Origin of the sequence: Bradyrhizobium sp. dw_411, from assembly GCF_018449695.1 — a bacterium.
GTDB lineage: Bacteria > Pseudomonadota > Alphaproteobacteria > Rhizobiales > Xanthobacteraceae > Bradyrhizobium.
This window is the reverse complement of record NZ_JAAVUY010000014.1, coordinates 198,716-217,789: the sequence shown is the minus strand read 5'-3', so window position 1 is coordinate 217,789 and position 19,074 is coordinate 198,716. Positions and strand designations below refer to the sequence as shown.

At 60.7% G+C, this 19,074-nt stretch carries 19 protein-coding genes; 7 read left to right on the top strand and 12 right to left on the bottom strand.

Going from position 1 to position 19,074, the window contains the following annotated elements; translation table 11 throughout:
* Nucleotides 1-39 precede the first annotated feature (39 nt).
* Both HB676_RS23755 and HB676_RS23750 read right to left on the bottom strand, forming a co-directional pair.
* Nucleotides 40-960, bottom strand: a complete 921-nt coding sequence (locus tag HB676_RS23755; RefSeq protein WP_213740880.1) for an ankyrin repeat domain-containing protein — start codon at nucleotides 958-960, stop codon at nucleotides 40-42.
* 76 nt (nucleotides 961-1,036) lie between these two features.
* Nucleotides 1,037-2,563, bottom strand: a complete 1,527-nt coding sequence (locus tag HB676_RS23750) for a hypothetical protein (RefSeq protein ID WP_213740879.1) — start codon at nucleotides 2,561-2,563, stop codon at nucleotides 1,037-1,039.
* A 191-nt stretch (nucleotides 2,564-2,754) separates the two neighbouring features.
* Between HB676_RS23750 and HB676_RS23745 the strand changes: the two genes are divergently transcribed.
* On the top strand, nucleotides 2,755-3,360 hold the full coding sequence (locus HB676_RS23745) for a hypothetical protein (protein WP_213740878.1): 606 nt from the start codon (nucleotides 2,755-2,757) through the stop codon (nucleotides 3,358-3,360).
* Nucleotides 3,361-3,375: 15 nt separating this feature from the next.
* Here HB676_RS23745 and HB676_RS23740 read toward each other — a convergent pair whose 3' ends face one another.
* Both HB676_RS23740 and HB676_RS23735 read right to left on the bottom strand, forming a co-directional pair.
* Nucleotides 3,376-3,897 (bottom strand): PQQ-dependent catabolism-associated CXXCW motif protein, encoded by a 522-nt coding sequence (locus HB676_RS23740; protein ID WP_249780439.1) that lies wholly within the window; start codon nucleotides 3,895-3,897, stop codon nucleotides 3,376-3,378.
* A 32-nt stretch (nucleotides 3,898-3,929) separates the two neighbouring features.
* On the bottom strand, nucleotides 3,930-4,751 hold the full coding sequence (locus HB676_RS23735) for a substrate-binding domain-containing protein (protein ID WP_249780438.1): 822 nt from the start codon (nucleotides 4,749-4,751) through the stop codon (nucleotides 3,930-3,932).
* Between the two features lie 310 nt (nucleotides 4,752-5,061).
* On the opposite strand from HB676_RS23735, the gene HB676_RS23730 reads away from it, so the two are divergent.
* Nucleotides 5,062-6,039 carry a quinoprotein relay system zinc metallohydrolase 2 gene (locus tag HB676_RS23730; RefSeq protein ID WP_249780423.1) on the top strand — a complete coding sequence of 326 codons (978 nt, stop codon included), beginning with the start codon at nucleotides 5,062-5,064 and terminating at the stop codon, nucleotides 6,037-6,039.
* 106 nt (nucleotides 6,040-6,145) lie between these two features.
* Nucleotides 6,146-6,979, top strand: coding sequence for a quinoprotein dehydrogenase-associated SoxYZ-like carrier (locus tag HB676_RS23725; RefSeq protein ID WP_213740875.1), 834 nt, complete (start codon nucleotides 6,146-6,148; stop codon nucleotides 6,977-6,979).
* Nucleotides 6,980-7,213: 234 nt separating this feature from the next.
* On the opposite strand, the gene HB676_RS23720 is transcribed toward HB676_RS23725, so the two are convergent.
* Nucleotides 7,214-7,576: a hypothetical protein gene (locus HB676_RS23720; protein WP_213740874.1), complete on the bottom strand. Its 363-nt coding sequence runs from the start codon at nucleotides 7,574-7,576 to the stop codon at nucleotides 7,214-7,216.
* Nucleotides 7,577-7,810: 234 nt separating this feature from the next.
* On the opposite strand from HB676_RS23720, the gene HB676_RS23715 reads away from it, so the two are divergent.
* The gene (locus tag HB676_RS23715; protein ID WP_346347412.1) at nucleotides 7,811-8,587 is read left to right on the top strand and encodes an ABC transporter ATP-binding protein; all 777 of its coding nucleotides are present in this window, start codon (nucleotides 7,811-7,813) and stop codon (nucleotides 8,585-8,587) included.
* Nucleotides 8,584-9,429: an ABC transporter permease gene (locus tag HB676_RS23710; protein ID WP_213740872.1), complete on the top strand. Its 846-nt coding sequence runs from the start codon at nucleotides 8,584-8,586 to the stop codon at nucleotides 9,427-9,429. The genes HB676_RS23715 and HB676_RS23710 overlap by 4 nt, the downstream gene beginning before the upstream one ends.
* A 221-nt stretch (nucleotides 9,430-9,650) precedes the next feature.
* Here the strand turns inward: HB676_RS23710 and HB676_RS23705 are convergent, their stop codons facing one another.
* From HB676_RS23705 to HB676_RS23695, 3 genes are all read right to left on the bottom strand, one after another.
* A complete protein-coding gene (locus tag HB676_RS23705) occupies nucleotides 9,651-12,080 on the bottom strand; it encodes a TonB-dependent receptor (protein ID WP_213740871.1) in 2,430 nt (809 codons plus the stop codon).
* Between the two features lie 205 nt (nucleotides 12,081-12,285).
* Nucleotides 12,286-12,690 carry an EF-hand domain-containing protein gene (locus tag HB676_RS23700; RefSeq protein ID WP_213740870.1) on the bottom strand — a complete coding sequence of 135 codons (405 nt, stop codon included), beginning with the start codon at nucleotides 12,688-12,690 and terminating at the stop codon, nucleotides 12,286-12,288.
* Between the two features lie 133 nt (nucleotides 12,691-12,823).
* Complete coding sequence (locus tag HB676_RS23695) at nucleotides 12,824-14,224, bottom strand: histidine kinase (RefSeq protein WP_213740869.1); 1,401 nt, start codon at nucleotides 14,222-14,224, stop codon at nucleotides 12,824-12,826.
* 210 nt (nucleotides 14,225-14,434) lie between these two features.
* Here HB676_RS23695 and HB676_RS23690 point away from each other — a divergent pair, with 210 nt between their 5' ends.
* Nucleotides 14,435-15,055, top strand: a complete 621-nt coding sequence (locus HB676_RS23690; RefSeq protein ID WP_213740867.1) for a response regulator transcription factor — start codon at nucleotides 14,435-14,437, stop codon at nucleotides 15,053-15,055.
* A gap of 9 nt (nucleotides 15,056-15,064) precedes the next feature.
* On the opposite strand, the gene HB676_RS23685 is transcribed toward HB676_RS23690, so the two are convergent.
* From HB676_RS23685 to HB676_RS23675, 3 genes are read right to left on the bottom strand one after another with little or no spacing between them, the layout of a single operon-like run.
* Nucleotides 15,065-15,826, bottom strand: coding sequence for an ATP-binding cassette domain-containing protein (locus HB676_RS23685; RefSeq protein WP_249780422.1), 762 nt, complete (start codon nucleotides 15,824-15,826; stop codon nucleotides 15,065-15,067).
* Nucleotides 15,786-16,523 (bottom strand): ABC transporter permease subunit, encoded by a 738-nt coding sequence (locus HB676_RS23680; protein ID WP_213740863.1) that lies wholly within the window; start codon nucleotides 16,521-16,523, stop codon nucleotides 15,786-15,788. The genes HB676_RS23685 and HB676_RS23680 overlap by 41 nt, the downstream gene beginning before the upstream one ends.
* The gene (locus tag HB676_RS23675) at nucleotides 16,520-17,494 is read right to left on the bottom strand and encodes an ABC transporter substrate-binding protein (protein WP_213740862.1); all 975 of its coding nucleotides are present in this window, start codon (nucleotides 17,492-17,494) and stop codon (nucleotides 16,520-16,522) included. Before HB676_RS23675 ends, HB676_RS23680 begins: the two co-directional genes overlap by 4 nt.
* 252 nt (nucleotides 17,495-17,746) lie before the next feature.
* On the opposite strand from HB676_RS23675, the gene HB676_RS23670 reads away from it, so the two are divergent.
* A complete protein-coding gene (locus HB676_RS23670) occupies nucleotides 17,747-18,577 on the top strand; it encodes a hypothetical protein (protein WP_213740860.1) in 831 nt (276 codons plus the stop codon).
* A gap of 37 nt (nucleotides 18,578-18,614) precedes the next feature.
* Here HB676_RS23670 and HB676_RS23665 read toward each other — a convergent pair whose 3' ends face one another.
* Entirely contained in the window at nucleotides 18,615-18,956 is a 342-nt protein-coding gene (locus HB676_RS23665) for a hypothetical protein (RefSeq protein ID WP_213740858.1), read from the bottom strand.
* Nucleotides 18,957-19,074: the final 118 nt, after the last annotated feature.

Below are 19,074 nucleotides of genomic sequence, written 5' to 3'. Positions count from 1 at the left end.
TCTTCGCGCGTCTCGAAGGATGGAGTTTGTGCTATCCCCTCAAGGCCGCGTCAGCTTTTCGCGCAATGACGACAGCCGCGTGAGGTCCGCCGCGCGTTTTCCGGCCTTGTCCTTGAGCGACGCGTCCGCGCCGCGTGCCACCAGCACATTGGCGATGTCTTCGTGGCCGCCTTCGGCGGCAATCATCAGCGCGGTGCGGCCGCGGTCGTCCCGGTCGTCGATATGCGCGCCTGCGTCCAGAAGACATGAAATCACCTGGACCGCCTGCGCCTCCGGCACCTTGTCATCCGGTCCGGCCGCCCACATCAGCACCGTAAGATCGTTGGAATAGCGGGCGTTGACGTCGATATTTCGCGCCAGCAACCGCTTTACGACGTCGAGCCGCGCACCGGCCGCCGCGTAGATGATCGGCGGTTTGCCGGTCTCATCGGGCGTTCGCGCGTCGGCGCCATGGGCCAGCAGCGCTTCGACAATCACGTCATTGCCGGCATAGGCCGCCGCGGCCACCGGCGAGATTCCGCTGCGTCCCGTCAGGTTGACATCGGCGCCGCGTTCGATGAGCCGTTGCGCGATCGAGATATGGCTGCCTTCGGCGGCAAAATACAGCGCGGTGGCTCCGGCGAGATTACGTGCATCGATCGGAGCGCCGCGCGCCAGCAGCAGATCGACCATCTTCGGATGACCGGATTTCGCTGCATGGCTGAGCGGGCGGGCGCCAAGCCGGTCGCGCGCATCGACCGACGCGCCCTGGTCGAGCAGCTTCGACACCAACTCGCTGCAGTTGGCATCGACCGCCGCAAACAGCGTCAGTGACACCTCGATCGCGGTGATTTGTGGTCGGGCTATTTCGTACCGGCGCGTTAGCGCCTGACACCGCTCGGATTCTGCCGCGGACGCCGCCGATACCGCGCTCATGATGGCGACCACGATCGAACCCAGAAAAACAGCGCGGCAGTGCAAACGGTCTCTCCCTGGCAGTTGGATATTGCGATGACGAAGCTGCCATGGCGCCCGGTCCGTGCCAAGCTTGAGCTGCCTATCGGCACGCGTTGTTTTCTGCCCCCGAAATCACCACGAAAGTGATCGTGGCTGGCGCGAAGGTCACGGGCCCGGCTGGCGTCGGCGCGCCCGGGATGGACGGCAACGTATCATCTGCGCCCAGCGCGAGCGCAGTGCCGTTGACCCTGACATGCGTATCGAGGGCGTTTGCGGCGTCGAGCACATAGCGCATCGACGCCGTTGGCAGCACAAGCGCATGCGGCGCATCGCGATCGGTATTGATCACCAACAACGTCACGCCGCCCGGCGCCCCTCTTTGGCAGTGCGCATAGACATGAAGGCCCGCTTGCACCGGCAAACCCGCGTCCAGCACTGACGTCCCCATGGTTTGCCGCCACAGTAACGCGCCCCAGTAATTCGGCCGCGGCTCCAGCGTTCTCTCGTCCAGCAGACCGTAATCGCTCGCCGCCAGCGTGTTATGCATGACGACTTGAACGCCGCCCTTGGCCAGCCGCCCGAGTTGATCGAGATAGCGGAATGTATCCAGAAAACTCGGCGCCCAAGGATTGCCGCCACACGCGGTTTCGGCGGTCTCGGTGAGCCAGATCGGTTTGCCGGGTGTGAGCCGGTCCCGACGGTCGCGATAGAAGGCCAGCGCCCGATCGGTTCCTTCAAGCCAGTCTTCGGAGAGTGCGGTCTGTGGCGTGCGGTCGCCGCTGCAGCGCTGCGACAAGGCGCCGTAGTAATGATAGGAAACGGCAGCGATACCGGGCGCGACGGCCGTGAACAGATCCGAGGCGAGCGCGCTTTGACCGATCGTGCCGGGGCCGAGGATGATCGTTTCTGGACTCGTCCGCTTCAGGAACGCATCGAATAGTTTGAAGTCACGCCCATAGGCGGCCGCGTCGTAGCCCGCTGGTGCGCCGCCGATGTCGGCAAGGTCCGGCTCGTTCATGAATTCTGCGGCGGCGATCTTGCCCCCGATAGAGTTGGTAAAGCCAATGAACCGATCGGCCTGTTCCTGTTGCCAGCCGCCGGCGGCGTCGCGCGTGCCGGCGCTGATGCCAAATGACGTCACGATCCGCGCATCCACTGTTTGCGCGAAATCGATCACGCTGCGCCATCGCCGGCCGGTCAGGACGCCGTTGAAGCCTGCCGGAGGCGTCGACTGTTCATCGCCGGAATCCGAAAAATAAGTGCTGTTCGCCCAGGTGCCGCTGACGCGCAGATAGGCAGGCGCCAGCGCCGCGGCGAGCTTTCGCAATCGGGTGTTGTTGAGATCGATGGGCGAGCGAGTTTGAAATAGATTTGAATATTTTTCCCGCGATGCGTCCGCATCTGGCTGCGATCGATAGGGCCTCCAGAAGCGTCCGCCGGTAATCTCGACCGTTTCGATGTTGTAGGACTGGAAGCGCTCATCGACCGTGGCGATGCGCGGCAGGCTTGCAGGGATGACGGTCGGCGCGTCTGGAATGGAAGCGCCATGGGCCTCCTGCGCGACGAGCAGCGCAGAGATCAGGATGCCCCGTGCGCAAAGGCGGCCGGCCAGGGAACGTTCCGGCATGGCTCTCATTTAACTTGCCTTAGGCATAAGGACATCGATTATATCCTGGCCACGTTCGCGCACGCACACGTGGCGAAATCCCGTTCCACGGTGACGCCGATGGATCGCAAAAACAAGGTGATGGTTACGGGTTCACAGGGAGGCGCGGCGTGCTTCGTTCACGGCATATTTTTTGCGCTGCAACGGCCGCCATGGCCATGTGCTGGGCGCAGTCCGCCCTGGCGCTCGATCCGCGTTATCCGGACTGGCCATGCCAGCAATTGAAGGTCCCGGAGATTTCGATCGCGAGCGTCTGGCACGGTGCGCCGATCGATACCGTCGACACCAGCAAACCCGCCGATCCAAAACAGGCCGAACTGGTGGCGCATGTCGCAGCGCGCCGCACACCGATCGAGGACGCGCGGAAAATGATTGGGGATTATCTGGTCGGAACGGAAGATGAGAGGCAACAAAAGGCGATCAGGCTCTTTGCGGCATTGTATTCGACGCTCAACGCGCAGCGCGATCAGGTGATGAACGGGATCGAGCGTTTTTCACGCAAACAGAAGGGCGCCGCCGAGGAAATTCGCGCCATGGCCCAGAAGATGCGCGAAGCCCAGGACAAAGCAAATGGCGATCCGGCCCAGAGCGAGAATCTTGCTAGCCAGCTCGCGTGGCAAACGCGCATTTTCGAGGATCGTCGAAGGTCGACGGCCTACATATGCGATGTGCCTGTCCTGATCGAGAAGCGGCTGTTCGATCTGGGGCGCGCGATTCAGGACGATCTGCAAGGCGGTTTGAAAGCGCAGACGAAATAGAATCCGTGGATCGGTTCATTGATCGGGCCGCGACTCCGGCTCCGCCGGCTGCACTGGAAGGCCGGCGGCAAGCCAGCCGTCCGTCCCCTCGGGATACCAAACCACATTGGAATAGCCGAGCGAGCGTGCGCGCTTGGCCGCGTTCCACGACATCCAGCAATCCGCAAGGCAATACAGGACCAGAACTTTGGCGCGATCGCCGTTCGTCGCCTTGTCCAAACCTTTGGAGAAATAGTCGGCCATATTGGGCGCCAGTGCGCCATATCCGGTGTCGGGCAACCAGATGCTGCCGGGAATATTGCTCCGCGGCGTGTCACGCCAAAGCGTGCCTTCCGGCAGGTTCCGTGGCCGTGGCGGCCTTGGCAGCACATCGACAAAGGAAGCCGAATGACTGCGCCAGATTTTTTCCGCCTCAACCGTGCCAATGACCCTGACGCCTTGCAGCGTGGCTGGTGTCGGCGAGCGATAGTTTTCGAGGCGATAGCCATCCGGTTCCGGTACGCCGGCCACGGCCGATTTGCCGGCGGCAACGATCATCACGATGAGCGCGAAACCGACAACGGTCCTGTTCATGGCCGTTTGGCAAGCGTCTCGGATGTGATCGGCGTATTGGTGTCGTCCAGTATCGGGATGTTGTAGCTGATCAGGAGCTTGTTGATCTCGGTCTGGTTCTCCATGATCAGCCGGTTGAGCGTGCGCTTCCATTCCTGGTCCGCGACGCGAACCGCCATGCCGATGCGATAGGTCATTTGCGGACCCGTCGTTTCCTTGGTCAGCGGCACGACGGTCATCGGCGGGTTGGCCTGCCTGGCGTAATAGCCCGCCATCGGTCCCCACAAGATGCCGCAATCGATCTCGCCGTGGGCGAGGTCGTCCATCATGGCCTGCGCCGAAGAATCCGTCCGTGTATCGACGAAAAGCGGGTAGGACTTGGCGCGGCCCAAAAGGCCGTTTATCGCCATATTGGTGCTGGGCGGTGTCCTTGCCACGATGCCGATCCGCTTATCCTTGAGTCTGGGATCGCTGATGGCAGTGACGTCTTCAAGGCCGCTGCCGGGCTTGAAGACCAGCGCGTAGGTCGTCTTGTAATAGGGGACGGTCAACTGGGCCTGATCGTCGCCTTGCGGAAATCCCATGATGATATCGCAGCGATACGAGCCCAGCGTCATCCGGACGAATCCGGTGGCCTGCGGAAAATATGTGTAGCTGAGTTTTTTGCCGAGCTTGGCGGCGAACAGTTCGGCGAGCTTGTTCTCGAAGCCCTCGCCCTTGTCGTTGGAGAACGGCAGATTGCGCGGATCGCCGCAGGCGCGGAACACGTCGGGGTCGACAAGTTCGAGCGCACCCTTATCGGCGTCGCTGGTTTGGGCATGAGCTCCGGTTGGCCGCATCAAGAGCGCGAATCCGAACAGAAGCCCGGCCAGTATGACGGCCAACCCGGGAAAACGGCGTAAAGTTGGTGCCGGCATTTTGTCGCGTTCTGCTGTTATGGACGAAGACGCTCTGGCGCCATCCTATCTAGTCCGGGACTAAAAACTTGTCCGAGAGGGAAGCGCGCTTGCGCGGTAGCGAAGCGTAGCTCGATGTTCGCCTTTGAAACATCTTGCACTGCAGCGTGAACGGGAACCGTCACAATTCCTCCCGAATACAGGCCTCCCGCTTGTGATAGATGAACTCCTCGCGGTCTCGGAAAGAGTCTCGATGAACTCAGCGTTGATGATCAGGCGCGTCGAAGGCCGGAGGTACGTCGCGGCCGGGATCGGCATCGTCCTGGCGCTGATCGTTTTGGGCGGAGCGCCGCGCGAGAGTTTCGCGCGCGAGGAACCGCTAACGGTTTCTGCTGTGGCACCGGGTGTTTACGTCCATATCGGCCATATCGATCTGATGAACGAGGCAAATCAGGGGGACGCGTCCAACCTCGGTTTCATTGTCGGCGAAGATGCCGTCGCGGTGGTCGATTCCGGCGGAAGCGTTCGCGTCGGCGCGCGCCTGCTCGCCGCGATCCGTGCGGTGACGTCCAAGCCGGTTCGCTATGTCATCAACACGCACATTCACCCGGATCATATTTTTGGCAATGCGGCGTTCGTGCAGGACGGAACCACATTCGTGGGGCACAGGAACCTGCCGCGCGCGATGACGGCGCGGGGCGAGTTTTATCTGAAGGCGTTCCGGGATGTGCTCGGCGATGCGCTCATCAATGAAGTGAAAATTGTTCCGCCCACGCTATTGGTCGACGACGAAATGCAAATCGATCTCGGCGGCCGCAAGCTGACCCTCAGGGCGTGGCAGGCGGGGCACACCGACAGCGATTTGACGGTGTTCGATAGCGCAACGTCGACCCTGTTCGCCGGCGATCTGCTGTTCGTGGAGCACGTGCCGGTGCTGGACGGCAGTATTCGCGGCTTTCTTGCCGACTCCCGGGAACTGCTGAGCTTTGCCGCCGACCGTGTCATCCCCGGACATGGCCCTGTCGTCAGCGATTGGCGGGGTGCGGTGGAAGATGAACGCCGTTACTTCAATGGCCTGGTCGACGAATTGCGTCCGCTCATTGCCAGGGGAATGCCGCTCTCGCAGGCCGCCAAAGAAGCGGGGCGAAGCGAACGGTCCCGCTGGAAACTGTTCGACGAATACGGCTCACGCAACGTCATCGCGGCATTCAGCGAACTCGAATGGGAGTGAGGAATCGACGGGCGTGAAATCCGCCGGTTGCAGTGCAACTTGCTGCTGGCCGTTGATTCATATATTTTGTCGTGACGCTGTTTCATTGTGGAAGTGGAATTCGACCATGTCGACCTTCTCCAGAGTGATTGCTTCCGCGCTGATGGCTATGGTTCTTGTTGCGGCGCCGACGGCTCTGCGTGCGCAAGCAGTTGCCGGCCAGGACCAGCCCTCCGAAGACACCTGGAACAGCATCAAGGACGACATCTTCAAGGGACGGCCGATTCTCGATGGCGCCGGGCTCGTGGTTCTCGATGCACCGCGGCGCGCCGACGATGCGGCCGTGGTGCCGATCGGCATGCATGTCAATTTCACCGGCGACGACAAGCGCACGCTGCAATCGATGACGCTGGTCATTGACGAAAATCCCGCGCCGGTCGCGGGAACTTTCACGATCGGCCCACGCTCCGGCGTGACCTCGATTTCGACGCGCGTGCGCGTCAACACCTATTCCTATGTGCGGCTGGTCGCCGAACTCAGCGACGGCAAACTTTACGGCGTCAAGACCTTCGTGAAGGCGTCCGGTGGATGTTCCGCGCCGGCCTCATCGAACGCCGATGCCACCAAATCGATGCTCGGACAGATGAAGTTCCGCACCTTCCGGCCAGAGTCAGGAGGGTTGCCGGAAGCCCAGCTCATGATGCGTCATCCGCAGAATTCAGGCCTGCAGATGGACCAGTTGACGCGGCTCTACATCCCGCCGTTCTTTGTCGAGAATCTCAAGATATGGCAGGGCGACGCTTTGCTGGTTGAGATGGAAGGCGGCATCGCTATCTCAGAAGACCCGAACCTGCGGTTCAATTTCAAGCCGAACGGCATCGACAAGTTTCGCGTCGAGGCCACCGACACCAGCCGGAAAGTGTTCAGGGACGAATGGTCGCTGGAAAAGTCGGTATTGTAGCGCCGCTTGTCTGGAGCATGATGAGATTAGATTGATCTGTAACAGCAACGGAAGTGCGCTCCCTCTCCCGCTTGCGGGGGAGGGCCGGGGTGGGGGTTTCTCCGCAAAACGCGCGAGTTGAGGGGAGGATAGAATTCCCCCACCCGCCGCGCTCTTGCGAGCGCGTCGACCTCCCCCGCAAGCGGGAGAGGTAAGTGACCCACTGACAGACCGATCAACCTAATGCCATCACGCTTAAAAGCAGCGGACTTCCGCTTCGGCCTGGGCCCGGCGGAATTCCTGCAGGGCCAGCTTTGCGGGTTCGGTCGATCGAAACTCGGACCCGACCGGTCCGGTGACCTGAGACATCGACAGGATGGTTTCGGTCGTGACATAGCGGTCATAGGGAATCAGCGAGGCGATCACGTCGATCGAGCAGGAGCATTTCTGCAGAATTTCCTGGGTTTCGCCGTTGGCCTTCATGCAACCGAAGACATATTCTGCGCGCGCCGAGGTCGGATAATCGTTGAGATCCTCGGCGATGGCGCGGGGCGCCGTCGCGATGATCAGGGCGGTCAAAAGCGCGCTTGATCGAAGGAAAGTGCGCAAACCCGTCATCTCAACGCCTCCCACAGATGCCTTGCGCGACAGAAAGGATGTGGTCCGGCGCTGCAACGCAAACATGCGCGGTGGTGCATTCTGCCTTAAGTTCAAATTTGTCAGGATCGGCAATCCCGGTCAAGTTGGCGCGCGGGCGCTTGCTGCACGCAACGTGGTAGGCTAAATCGCTGTCATGAACCTGAATGTCTGCGCGTCCGCCTGCAGATGGAAACGATGTCTTCGGAAATGGGTGTGAAGTCATCCGAGTTCGCTCAGGTCCCGGCGCTCGATGTTGACCATGTCAGCCATCGCTACGGTGCGCGGGTCGCGTTGAATGATGTGAGCCTGACGGTGCGGCAGTCGTCCTTTACCGTATTGTTGGGATTGAACGGCGCCGGCAAGTCGACGCTGTTTTCGCTGATCACCCGTCTCTATGCGATCCGATCCGGAAAAATCCGCATCTTCGGGCATGATGTGGCAAGCGAACCCGGGGCGGCTTTGAGCAAACTCGGTGTCGTGTTCCAGTCCCGTGCGCTCGACATCGACATCTCGGTCCGGCAGAACCTGCTGTATCATGCTGCGCTGCACGGTATCGGCAGCCGGCGAGCCAATGAGTTGATTGCGCAAGTCCTCGATCGTGTGACGATGGCCGACCGCGCCGAGGATCGCGTTGGAAATCTCTCGATCGGCCAGATGCGCCGGATCGAGATCGCCCGCGCCTTGCTGCATCAGCCGCGTCTGCTTCTGCTCGACGAGCCGACGGTTGGCCTCGACATCAAGGCGCGCGCCGACATTCTCGATCACGTTCGCCGGCTCTCGACAGAGCAGGGCATCGGCGTGCTCTGGGCGACGCATCTGATCGATGAGGCCGGCGCGGGAGATGATGTTGTGGTGCTGCATAAGGGCAGCGTGCTTGCCGATGGCGCGATCTCTGATGTCGTCGGAAAGTCCGGCGGCGCCGATCTGCGCGATGCGTTCTATCGCTTGACCGGAAATGCCGATCAGGGCGCACTGGAATCCGCCGGATGACGATCGCTACTGAAGCCACTGACAGACATAGCTTCACGCTGGCGCAGTATATCATCTGCCTCAAGGGCATCGTCTGGCGCGAAGCGTTGCGCTTCATTCACCAGCGCGAGCGTTTCGTTTCGGCGCTGGTACGCCCGCTGGTATGGCTGTTTATTTTTGCCGCCGGGTTTCGCCAGGTGCTTGGCCTCTCGATCATTCCGCCCTACGAGACCTATGTGCTCTACGAGGTCTACATCGCGCCCGGACTGATCGCGATGATCCAGCTTTTCAACGGCATGCAATCGTCGCTGACGATGGTCTATGACCGCGAGACCGGCGGCATGCGCACGCTGCTCGTCAGTCCGTTCCCGCGCTGGTGGTTGCTGACATCGAAGCTGCTGGCGGGCACGCTGGTGTCTATTCTGCAGGCCTATGCTTTTCTGCTGATCGCCTGGTTCTGGGAGATCGAGGCGCCGCCGCTCGGCTATCTCTGCCTTTTGCCGGCGCTGTTGCTGAGCGGGTTCATGCTGGGCGCGCTGGGCATGCTGATTTCGTCGCTGATCAAGCAGCTCGAGAATTTTGCCGGCGTAATGAACTTTGTCATTTTTCCGATGTTCTTTGCCTCCTCCGCGCTCTACCCCTTGTGGCGCGTCAAGGAGTCGAGTCCGCTGCTGTTCTATATATGCGAGCTCAATCCGTTCACCCACGCGACGGAGCTGATTCGTTTCGCGCTCTATGAGCAGGTGGCGTGGGTTTCGCTGGGTGTCGTCGCCGGTTGCACAATGGTGTTTCTGTTCGGCGCGATCCTGGCTTACGATCCGGCACGCGGCTTCCTGGCGCGGCGTAATACCGCGGCAGGCTAGGGCGAGTTGGCATTAAATTGAAATCGGTCCACCGGTAGTTTACTTCACCTCTCCCCTTGTGGGAGAGGTCGGATCGCATCGTAGATGCGATCCGGGTGAGGGGGCACGGTCCATCGATAGACCTGAACCCCTTACCCCGACCCTCTCCCACAAGGGGAGAGGGGGCGCACCTTCGCTGCCGTTGCAGATCGATCTAATCCCAAGGAAGTTAGCCTGCCGCTTCAGAACGTCACCTTCATGCCGGTGTAGAAGGCCCGCGGCCGCGCCGGGCTGACCGAGCGCGGGTCGGTGAAGGGCGCGCCGCCATTACCGAAATTGGGAACATCGCCGGTATCGAAGAAGGTTCCGTAGGTCGAATACTGGTTGTTGAAGATATTGTCCGCGCGCGCATAGACCTGGATATTCCGGGTGATCTGATAGGACGAGTGCAGGTTGAACACCGAATAGCCTGATAGTTTCGGCGCCTGATTGGATTCGTCGCCGACGAAATACTGGCTGCTGTAGTAAAGCGCGTCGCCGCCGACCTTGAATTTGTCGGTGACGAAATAATCGAAGCCGGCCTTGACCCGGTTGCGCGGGATCGCCGGGATTTGATTGCCCGGCGTAATCTGCACATTGCCGTTGGCGTCGGCGAAGGGGCTGTTGGAGCCGACCTGCAACGCGTCGAGGAACCGCGCATCGACGAGCGTATAGCTGGCGTTGAGTTGCAGCCTGTCCGATTTGAGATTGACTTCCGCCTCGATGCCCTGGCGCCGGGTTGAGCCGACGTTCTGGAAATAGCCGAATCCCTGCAGGACCGGGCTGGGAATGGCCAGGATATCGTCGGTGTTATCCGCACGGTAGACCCCGAGCTTCCAGCCAAGCTTGCCGATATTGAGGTCATGCGTGCCGCGCAGTCCCGCTTCCACGGTGTGGGACACGACCTGTTTCAGCGGCGGATCGGAGACCAGAAACGCCGCGACGATGCAGGGATGCGCGGGATCGGCGCATCCGAGTTCCAGCGGGGTCGGCGCGCGATTGGCTTCGGAGTAGCCGGCATAGGCCGTCAGGGATGACGTGATCTTGTAGGTGCCGCCGATGATTGGATTGAATCGGGTGTAGGTGCTGTTGCCGTCAAGCGAAGTGCCGGGCGCGGGTGGAAGCTGGCTTTGCAAACCGATGTCGGCGACATTGAACCGTCCGCCCGCCGTGATCGTGAAGGCCTTGGTGACATCGAAGGCATCGAGTGCATAGAGCCCGGTATATTGATTGGTGGTGCGAAGCGAGACCGGACCGATCGAGACGGGATCGCCGGATTGGCCGAGAAATATTCCGCTGCCGCTGACGACGTAATTGGTGCCGATGGTGCCAAGCTCGGCGCTGGCCGTGAAGTTGGTCACGCTGGAGTCGAAGCTGGCGCCGACCACGAAATGGTTGTTGTGTCCGAACAGCTGATCGGTATTGGTGGCCTGTAGCGAGACGCCGGTCGTTGTCGTGTGCGTCGTGGTGCGGTCGTTTTCTCCCAGCGTCGCGCTCGGATCGAACGGATTGGCGAGCTGGGCTCCATTCAGACCGTTTGCCGGTGTGCTGCCGTCGCCAAAGCAAAGCGTTGTCGCATCGGCGTCGCAGGGCTGAGCACCGGTCGGATTGCCATCCTGGGTCTTCTGATCGAATACCCGCACATGCGCGACACCATCCAGCGACCATGTCGGCGTGACCTCGACCTTGCCGGTCAGATTGGCATAGGCGACGTTGTTGTTCGAGGTTTGCGGCGTGGTGTAGGTGGCGCCGTAATATTGCTGCAGCAATTCGACCGGGACGGTCGCGGACGCGCCGAAGTCATTTTTGGCTGCGCCGAGGTTGAGGTGGAATTCAGCCTGATCGTTCTTGGCGCCGATGTCGCCATAGAAGCGGCGAATGTTCGACGCGGAAAAATTGCGAAATCCGTCGTCGTGCACGCCTTCGAGGGCGACGTAGGTCGCAAAATTGTCGATCTGCTTGCCCCACTGCGCGGAGCTTTGCACCCGGCCGAACGATCCGCCCATCGTGTCGATTTCGGCGCCGTGGTAGTTGAAGCCGTCTTTCATCTCGACGACGACGGCGCCGCCCAGCGCATTCAGCCCGAATGCGGGATTGTTGGTCACGAGATTCACGGACTTGATGGCGGCGGTCGGAATCAGATCCCAGTTGACGGTGTCGCCGAACGCTTCGTTGATGCGTACACCGTTTTGATAGACCGCGAGCCCTTGCGGGGTGCCGGACACCGGAGATCCAACATAACCGCGAAATTCGACGTTCGGCGTAAATGGATTGCCGGCAACTTCATTGATGGAAACGCCCGGCACAAATCGTTGCAATGAATCGGTGATGTTCAGCGACCCGGTCTGCTTGATCTGATCGGCGTCGACGACGTTGACGCTCGACGGCACCTTGTCGGGATCGATGCCGGCACCGGCAAGCGGTGTTGTCGGATAAATCAGTACCGTGGGTATGGCGCGAACCCGGCGGGTTGCGCGCTGGTCGCTGCCGCGTTTGGTGCCTGACTTCGTTCCGGTGACCGTGACCGGAGGCAGGGTCTGGGTGGCGCCGGACGTCGTTTGGGCAAATGCCTGTTCGCTTGCGGAAAACAGGCATATCGACAGCGTTGCGGCCAATAGATACCGAGCACTCATCTGTTTCACTCCCAAACCCCCCGGCTGTTCTGTTTTCGCCGATTGGGTAAGCAACATTATCAATGTGCGGATCGGGGCCGACTAGCCGCAAAACGTCCGGCTGTTATGGCCGAGTTAATCCCGAAATTTTCGGGAATAATTCCCGATCCGCTCATTGATAACGACGGAGAGTGCCTATTCAGGCCACAAAGGTCCCGACCCCAGGCTATTTTAGAAGTCGCAACAGAGCGCGGCCGGGGCCGCTCTTCAGTTCTTTGGCATCCAATGTACCATCATGGTCCGGATCGGCAGCGCGAAAGCGCGCTTCGACGACCGCGAGATATTCTTCCTTTGTGAGCGTGCCGTCGTGGTCGGGATCGGCGGCCGCCAATTCCTTGGCCGACAGTCTTCGGGACAATTCACGTTTGTCCAGCGTGCCGTCCTTGTCACGCTCCAACCGGTCAAACATCGCCGAAGCCGCGGCCTTGGCTTCCCGGAGATCAACCGTGCCGTCATTGTCGGTGTCGAGCAGGCGGATCAGGCTGAGCCCGGATTTCGCCGAGACGGACAATCCGGTAGCCAGCAGTGTCCCCACCGCCAATGAAACAACGAACATACGTCGCGAGATCATGGTGTGACCTTTCCTGATTGCGGTTGGAAGACGAATTCCGCCGGTGACCGTGTGTTCCTCACCCGCCTTACAAAGGTAGTGACGCCCGATATCCCGGTCAATGTCGGGCAAGGCGCCTGCGAGTTCGGGGCGCTTAGACCTGTTCGGCGGCGTCGAGTTGCCGTATCCCGCAGGGAACCAGTGCTTCCACGGTGACGCCCTGATCGGTCGACGCCACCGTCATGGTGCCGCCCAGCGCCAGCACCCGCTCGCGCATCCCGATCATGCCGAGCCCTTGCTTGTGATCGATCGGAAGGCCGGCGCCGTTGTCGCGGACGCTGACCGCAATTGCGTTGGTGTCCACAGCGCCGCCTGCTGCCTGGCGCGCTGGCGCCGGCGTCACGGTGATCTCGACATGTGTCGCGCCGGCGTGGCGAAACACGTTGGTCAGGGCCTCCTGGATAACGCGATAGATCGTCAGTTGCGCCGTTTCGCCGGTCTCGCCGAGAGACTTCGAAATCGTGGTTTCGATCGCTACGCCCGGATGCGACTCGCCCCACAGGCGCAGAAGCGCGCCGATCGCCTCGCTCAGGCCAAGCTCCGCTAATCCTACCGGCCGCAGTCTTTCAAGGACCCGCCGATTGAACTGCTGCAGGGCGTTTATCTGTTCAAGGATGGCGTCGCCATGTCTGCGCAAGGCGTCTGTGTGCGGCTCAAGCAAATCCGCAGTTCGCATCAGCGAGCTCGCATGTGCCCGCAGCGCAAACAGATAGGGGCCGAATTCATCATGCAATTCCCTGGCGATTTCCTTGCGTTCGGCATCCTGCAGGGAAACCGCGGTTTCGGCCAACCGCCGCTTCTCCTCCATCGCGTCCCCCAGCGTTGCGGCAAGATGATTCAGTCGGGTGCAGATCGCCGCGAGTTCAGGTGAGCCTGCGGGTTCGACACGCGTGTCATAGGCGCCGGCCTCGATATGCGTCATCGCGTGCGACAACGACTGCAGCGGGGCCAGTGCGCGGTTGACCACCAGCATCGTCAGCAGGAACAGCGCGGCCGCAATCGCCGAGCCGACCTGGAGCTGGGTAACGATCCCGTCCCAAATCTCGTTCATCTCATCGTCCGGGTGCGACGTGATGACCAGCGATCCCGGTTTTCCGTGAATCGAGATCGGCACATTGACGGCGGTTTTTTCCGGATGAACCAGGGCGACGAACCACACGGGAACCGAAGACGGCTCGGGATCGTCATCCCGATCGGCGGTCGTCGCGGGCTTGACCTCAGGCGTGTCCTCCTGCCGCGTGATACTGACGTGCCGCAGCCGGTTGAGGTCCTGAATGATCTGGTTCAGCCGTGCATCGGGGTCCGCGGTTTCGTTCAGGCTGACGACCAATGTTTCGATGAATTCTCTGGCCAGTCGGATGACGCTTTGATCCTCAGCCTGCACCCGAGGTCCGGCCTCCAGCACGAGCCGTGTGATATTGATGGTCAGGCCGAGGATGAGAACGAGCGCGAGCAGCGTGATCAGGCGGGCGCGCAAAGATAATTTTTGCCACATGTATTCGTCCAGTATCTTCGTCCAAGGCCATGCCGCGCTGGTTACCCAAGAGGAGCGTTGACAGAGAAAAAGCGTGGTTATCTAATGGAACCGTACAGCAAGTCTGCCCGGGATGCACAACGCAGTCAGGTGGCAACGCCAGGGTGAATTTTCTTTCGCTCCGTCTGATGCAACGCAACATGAGTTGACACAGAATTTGGACCAGCGCCCATGCGTGTTCTAATCGTTGACGATCATCCTATCGTGGCTTCGGGTTGCCGGGCGTTGTTCGCGGGCAATGATGATATCGAGATATTGGAAGCCTGTGACGCCGAGAGCGGCGAGCGCTCGTTTGCCGCCGAAAGGCCCGATGTCTGCGTGGTCGATATCAATCTGCCGACCGTTTCGGGATTCGAACTGGCGCGACGCATTCTTGCGGACACGGCATCCGCACGCATCATCATGTTCAGCATGAATGACGATCCGGTATTCGCCGCGCGTGCGATCGAAATCGGCGCCAAGGGTTATGTCTCGAAATCGGGCGACCCCTGTGACCTCGTCGAGGCCATCAAGGAGGTCGGAAACGGCGGGGTTTATCTGCCCGCAGAGATCGCACGACGCATTGCGTTCGCTGGGCCCGCGGTGGCCCAGAGCCCGTTGTCGAAACTGACGCCGCGCGAGATCGAGATCTTGCGGCTCCTCAGCGTCGGCAAAAGTCTTTCGGAGATCGCCTGGCTGGTCCATGCGTCCTACAAGACGATTGCCAATACCTCATCCATCATTCGCCAGAAGCTTGGTCTGCGCTCGTCATCGGAGCTTGTGCGCTTCGCCATCGAGAGCCGGCTGGCTTGAGTTCGAGCATCAGCGTGGCCCGGCGCCGGTCACGGCCTGTGCCACCAGCGACCGCATTTCCTCACTGATCGACGCGATGTCCTCCTTGCTGCGCGTTCCCCGTGGCAGCGATAGCGCCTTCTCGAAAATCACATGTGTCGGCCGGTCGGACAGAAAAAACAGCCGATCGGCCAATTGGACGGCTTCTTCCAGATGATGGGTCACCAGCAGCGTCGTGACCTTGGTCCGGGTCGTCAGCGCCATCAGTTCGTCGCGCAGCCGCGCGGCAACCGCTTCATCGAGTGACACAAAGGGCTCATCCAGCAGCAGGAAGTCCGGCTGAATCGCAAATGCCCGGGCGATCGCCGCGCGGCGCGCAAGTCCCAGCGACAATTCGCCGGGGTATTGCGCCAGATGTGAACCAAGACCGAGCGTGTCGAAGAGATCGGCGAGATCAACCCCGCTCCGGTCGACCGGAAGCGCCAGGCGGACGTTGTCCTCGACCGTGCGCCAGGGCAGCAGACGAGGTTCCTGGAACACCATCCCGAGACGGCCGGCGCCGGGGGTGAGGATCTGGCCGCGGAAGTCGGCATCCAGGCCGGCCGCGATCCGAAGAATTGTCGTCTTGCCGCAGCCGGAAGGACCGATCAACGCGCCAAACGATCCGGCCTCGAGCCGGAGTTCGAGGCCCCGAACGACCTCGACCCGCTTGCCATCGGCCGACACGTAGCTCTTCGCATCGATGCGAAGCTCAAGCGGGGCGGCGTCTCCAGCGGTTCGCGCGTCTTTCAAGCGGCTGTACCAAAAGGCTTTCGATGACAAGCATAAGCACGATGAAGCAGATCGCATAGCTCAGTATGCTGGCCATGTCGAACAGCGAGAACGCCGAGCCCAGCACGAACCCTACGCCGTTTGGGCGTCCGATCAACTCGACCACAAGTACGATCTTCCAGACGATGGAGAGACCGGAACGCGAACTGGCGGCGAGATAGGGCGCGAGTTGCGGCATGACGATGTGACGAATCCTTTTGAACGCGGTAAATTGAAACACTTTCGCCATGTCGTCGATGTCAGGGTCGAGCGCGCGAGTGCCTTCGCGCATCACGACAATCACATTCGGCAGTTTGTTGACGGCGACGGCCAGAATCGCCGCGGTTTCGTTGAGGCCGATCCAGACATACGCGAAAATGATCGTCACCAGCGCGGGCATGTTGATCAGCACGATCAACCATGGATCGGCGTAGCGATCGGCGGTTTTCGAACGTCCCATCGCATAACCCGCGGCGATGCCAAGCAGCATCGCGATCGCAAACGAGCCAATCACACGTCCAAGTGTGCAGGCCATATGAAACGGCAACTCGCCGGAACGGATGTCGGCAATGATTGTCGTGCCGATGGTGAGCGGACCCGGCAGCAGGCGGGATTGAACCAGCGCCGCCGTAACCGCCCAGGCTACGATCAGGACGGCGAGCGAATAGACTTTCGTCACCGGTCGGCCTCCGGCGGCAGAGTTTGGTAGTAAAGGCCGGGATCGAGTTCTTGCAGCGGGCCCACAAGCTCGGAGCCGCCGATGCCGGCCAGCGTCTTGAAGAGCGCACGGGCGTCAGCCTGTTCCGCCGCAATCGTCCGTCGCGGCATGCCTTCCCGGGTCTGGTCGCGATAGGCCTCAAATGTCTGCTGATCTTCCGCATTCATCAGTGGCCGCAGCGCATCCCATTCCGCGTCGGATTGCCGCATGATGTCATCAGCCTTTTGCGCAATCGCGATGAAGCGGTCGATGACGCTCCGGTGGCTGGCCACAAAGTTTTCCGTAAAAGCATAACCGATCAACGCGACGGGTTCCTTGAGCCCGAGCGCAATTTCCGCATCGCGCACGTCGAACAGACGGCGATAGCCCTGGGCTTCCAGTCTGGCACAAAAATTCCAGTAATTGAGACCAGCCTCGGCTTCACCCTGCAGCAGTTTTTGAAACATCAATGGCGGGGCGCCGTACTGCAGGGTCGCGTCGCGCTTGAGATCAATTCCCTGGCGAATAGCGGCGGCCTGGACGATCAGCCAGTTCTTGTCGAGCGGACCGCCCGCAACGGCGAGAACCCGGCCTTTGAGGTCACCCATGCTCCGCAGCGGTGAATCGGCCTTCACCATGATGGCGCCCACCGCGCTGGAATAGGGATAGAACTGCACTCTGGCGCCAAGTGCCCGGCTACGGGCGACCCAAAGCCAATCAACCAGCGCGAGATCGACCGAGCCGCTGTTGAGCGCGAGTTTGCCGGCATCCGGTGAAGCGTATTCGGTGATCTTCAAATCGAGGCCCGCAGCCGAAGCAAGGTTATGACGGCGGATAACGTCCAGTTGCCAGGCGAATGTGCCGGTCTTTTGCAGGCCTATTCTCAAGGTCTCGCCGGCCTGCGTTGGAGTTGTCCAAGCGAGCAGACAAAGCGCCAGGAGAGTTCTGAGCATTCACATTGTTCCGGGCGATCGAGATCTGCTGCAAAGCACAATCGATCGCGGATTCGAGGACAGCCTCCAACCCGGTCATTCTTGCGTGAAATAATTTACGCGACAAGCGACGATTTGATGCCGTGTCGCAAAGCGCTACGAAAGTCGTCTGACCTGTGGCTAGATGCGGTCATGGCAGAGCATGATGTGTCCGGACGTTTGGTTGGTGCCTCGTGTCGCACTGCAAAACGACGCGTCACGGGATTTTGTCTGATGCTGGCGCTCGTGATCCCCCCAACCGGTGCTCGCACAGCACCAATCGATACCGAGCATCTATTCGGCTTCACGATCGGCAGCGACGTCGGCGAGGTCGGTGAAAGGGAGGTCGAGAGTTCCGCAACCGGCCGGTTTGGAAAACAAACCGGAACCTACAACGCAGCCTCCGGCACGCTGTCGGTGGAAACGGTGCCGATCGCCAATCTTCGTACCGAGATGTCAGGCGAAATTATCGGCTATGGCGTTACCGGCGTTGGCGGATTGGCCAATCAGCAATATGGCGCGTTTGGTGGTGTGTCCGCGGATATCCGCTACCGCTTTCTCGATCGCGCGACCGCGCCGTTCGGTTTTGCGGTGGGGGCCGAGCCCCGTTGGGGGCGGGCGGATGACGTAACCGGTCAACCTGGCAATCAATATGGCGTCGACTTTGTTGCTGCCTTCGACTGGGAGCCGATCCGCGACCGCGTCGTCGCGGCGGTCAATCTGCTGTACCAGCCCGAGGCCATGCGCTTGAAATCGACCGGCACCTGGTCGCAGCAAGCGACTGCAGGCGTGGCGTTCGGCGCGATGTTTGAGATCAGGCCGGGGTTCTTCGCCGGCGGCGAAGCGCGCTATCTGCGCGCCTATGACGGCATCGGTTTGGATACGTTTGTGGGGCAAGGCTTTTTCATCGGGCCGACGATCTATATGCGACTGCCCAAAAAAGCCTGGATTGCGCTCGCCTGGAGCGCGCAGGTTGCGGGGCAGGCGACAACGTCAGTTGGTTCGCTCGATCTGGTCAATTTCGAGCGAAGGCAGGCGCGCTTTCTGTTCGGCGTGAATTTTTGAACGCAAGCCGGTCACTCAAGCCGGTCACTCAAGCTCATCATTTGGCGCAATTCTTCAGGCTCTTTTCCTCGATCGAAAACACCGCGCCTTCCTTGACGTCGATATTCGGGACCACGCAGGTCCGTCCCGTCTTGTCGGAAAATTTGACGTCATAGAGGCCGGGGGGCGTGTTGGTGATCTTCAGGCGCTCATCATGATCGACAGTACCATCCTTGTCGTTGTCGGCCTGGTTCTTGCCCCATTCGTTCTTGCCTGCGGGCGAAAGTTGAACCGCCGTAATGGTGTTGGCGGTCAGGTTCCAGAACCTTGTGTCCTTGGCGGACGCGCTGATCGGAAACAATGCGGCGGTGAAGATTATCAGAGCCACGAACCTGGCCATGTTGTATTCCTCCGGGAACGTTAGGCGTCAGCCTTGTTTCTCGCGTTGCAACAAGCTTGGGCGAATTCCGGTGACGTCCTGATCTGTTTGTTACTAGCAATCCGCGGCGCTTGCCGCA

Bases quoted from the DNA above. Each gene is read 5' to 3' on its own strand.
- HB676_RS23750 (WP_213740879.1), bottom strand. From the start codon at position 2,563: ATGCCGGAACGTTCCCTGGCCGGCCGCCTTTGCGCACGGGGCATCCTG.
- HB676_RS23745 (WP_213740878.1), top strand. From the start codon at position 2,755: ATGGCCATGTGCTGGGCGCAGTCCGCCCTGGCGCTCGATCCGCGTTAT.
- HB676_RS23740 (WP_249780439.1), bottom strand. From the start codon at position 3,897: ATGATCGTTGCCGCCGGCAAATCGGCCGTGGCCGGCGTACCGGAACCG.
- HB676_RS23735 (WP_249780438.1), bottom strand. From the start codon at position 4,751: ATGCGGCCAACCGGAGCTCATGCCCAAACCAGCGACGCCGATAAGGGT.
- HB676_RS23730 (WP_249780423.1), top strand. From the start codon at position 5,062: ATGAACTCAGCGTTGATGATCAGGCGCGTCGAAGGCCGGAGGTACGTC.
- HB676_RS23725 (WP_213740875.1), top strand. From the start codon at position 6,146: ATGTCGACCTTCTCCAGAGTGATTGCTTCCGCGCTGATGGCTATGGTT.
- HB676_RS23720 (WP_213740874.1), bottom strand. From the start codon at position 7,576: ATGACGGGTTTGCGCACTTTCCTTCGATCAAGCGCGCTTTTGACCGCC.
- HB676_RS23710 (WP_213740872.1), top strand. From the start codon at position 8,584: ATGACGATCGCTACTGAAGCCACTGACAGACATAGCTTCACGCTGGCG.
- HB676_RS23705 (WP_213740871.1), bottom strand. From the start codon at position 12,080: ATGAGTGCTCGGTATCTATTGGCCGCAACGCTGTCGATATGCCTGTTT.
- HB676_RS23700 (WP_213740870.1), bottom strand. From the start codon at position 12,690: ATGATCTCGCGACGTATGTTCGTTGTTTCATTGGCGGTGGGGACACTG.
- HB676_RS23695 (WP_213740869.1), bottom strand. From the start codon at position 14,224: ATGTGGCAAAAATTATCTTTGCGCGCCCGCCTGATCACGCTGCTCGCG.
- HB676_RS23690 (WP_213740867.1), top strand. From the start codon at position 14,435: ATGCGTGTTCTAATCGTTGACGATCATCCTATCGTGGCTTCGGGTTGC.
- HB676_RS23675 (WP_213740862.1), bottom strand. From the start codon at position 17,494: ATGCTCAGAACTCTCCTGGCGCTTTGTCTGCTCGCTTGGACAACTCCA.
- HB676_RS23670 (WP_213740860.1), top strand. From the start codon at position 17,747: ATGCTGGCGCTCGTGATCCCCCCAACCGGTGCTCGCACAGCACCAATC.
- HB676_RS23665 (WP_213740858.1), bottom strand. From the start codon at position 18,956: ATGGCCAGGTTCGTGGCTCTGATAATCTTCACCGCCGCATTGTTTCCG.